Annotated in this window: 1 protein-coding gene; it reads left to right on the forward strand. The window is 70.1% G+C overall.

Annotated elements, in window-relative coordinates:
- Nucleotides 1–684: 684 nt before the first annotated feature.
- On the forward strand, nt 685–1,529 hold an 845-nt coding region (locus AB0G02_RS39610; protein ID WP_360805494.1), incomplete at its 3' end, for an NAD(P)/FAD-dependent oxidoreductase.

Consider the following 1,529-nt stretch of genomic DNA (forward strand, 5'->3'; position numbering starts at 1 on the left):
CGCCGACCGCGCCCCCCTCGACGAACCGCACGGGAGCCGCGGTCCTCGCCGCGACCTCCGCCAGCAACCGGGTGCGCCCGACCCCCGGTGGTCCGGCGACCAGCACCACCCACACGGGTTCCCCGACGAGGCACTCCTCGACCTGGGCGCACCTGCCCACGAATGCACCACCGACCACAGCACAGCCCTCCCACCGATACCGTGTTTTCCCGGATGCTCCCCGCCCCGGAACCTGGTTGATTGACACCTGCCCAGCGCCCGGGGAAATAGCACGCGGCCGGGTCAGATTACTGGGGCCAATGTCCCGCAACCATCCCATGACGGGATGCAGAGACGTGCTCCGTTCGGCCCAGATAGCCAGCAAATATAACAAGGGGGATTGGTGCACACGGTCGATACCACCCGTGTGGTTGGCCCGAGACGCAAGCGAAGTAGCTGGTCACAGCGTCGCAATCGCGTCCGGCCACCGGCACCTCCAGCACGCTCGACGCGGCGACGCATACTCCGCCAGGGTGATCGACATTTGGTTTCCCTATCGCGACACCCGATCCGTCCGATTTGCCGAAGGCGTTGAGATGTGGTGCAGATGACTTTTCACCAGTCCCGGAGGAAACGTCCGGGAGGAATAATCGCCGGCTGTCACAGAATGCGGTTGAACGATTACGCGCACGATCGGCGGGGCCGATGAGCACCGCCCGGCACGTCGTCGTAGTCGGATCCGGTCTGGCGGGCACGCTCACCGCCGTGCACCTGGCGCGGATGGGTCACCGGGTCGACGTCTACGAGCGGCTGCCCGATCCCCGCGTGACCGCCCGCGCCGGTGGCCGGTCGATCAACCTGGGGCTGTCCCAGCGGGGCATCGCCGCGCTGGCCGAGGTCGGTCTGCTCGCGGACGTGCTGCGGGTGGCGGTGCCCATGCGCGGCCGGGTCGTGCACCAGCGCGGCGGCCGGTTGGCGTTCCAGCCCTACGGCACGGCGGAAGACCAGGTGCTGCGGTCGGTGCTGCGCGAGGACCTGGGTGACGTGCTGCTGACCGAGGCGCTGTCGCACCCCGAGGTGAAGATCCACTTCGGCACCCGCCTGACGGCGCTGGACTGCGGCGACCGCGACCGGCGCCCGGTGTGCCGGTTCACCGACGACCAGGGCGTCGAGCTGGTCACCGAGGCGGACCTCGTCGTGGGGGCCGACGGCGCGTTCTCGGCCACCCGCGCGCACCTGGTGCGCAGCACGGCCGCGGACATCCACCACAAGGCGCTGCCCTGGGGCTACAAGGAGTTCGCCATCCCGGCCGGACGTCCCGGCGACCTGCGCTGCACCCCCGACGCGCTGCACGTGTGGCCCGGTCACGACGGGCTGGTGGTGGCGCACCCCAACATCAACGGGTCGCTGACGGCGACGGCGTTCCTGCCGCTGACCGGTCCCGGCGGCCTGGCGGAGCTGACCACCGAGTCCGCGGTCCGCGAGCTGTTCGACACCCGGTTCCCCGGGGTCCGCGAGCTCGTGCCGGACGTGGTGGAGCAGTTCCTGTC

This window comes from Actinosynnema sp. NPDC023658, from assembly GCF_040639995.1.
GTDB lineage: Bacteria > Actinomycetota > Actinomycetes > Mycobacteriales > Pseudonocardiaceae > Actinosynnema.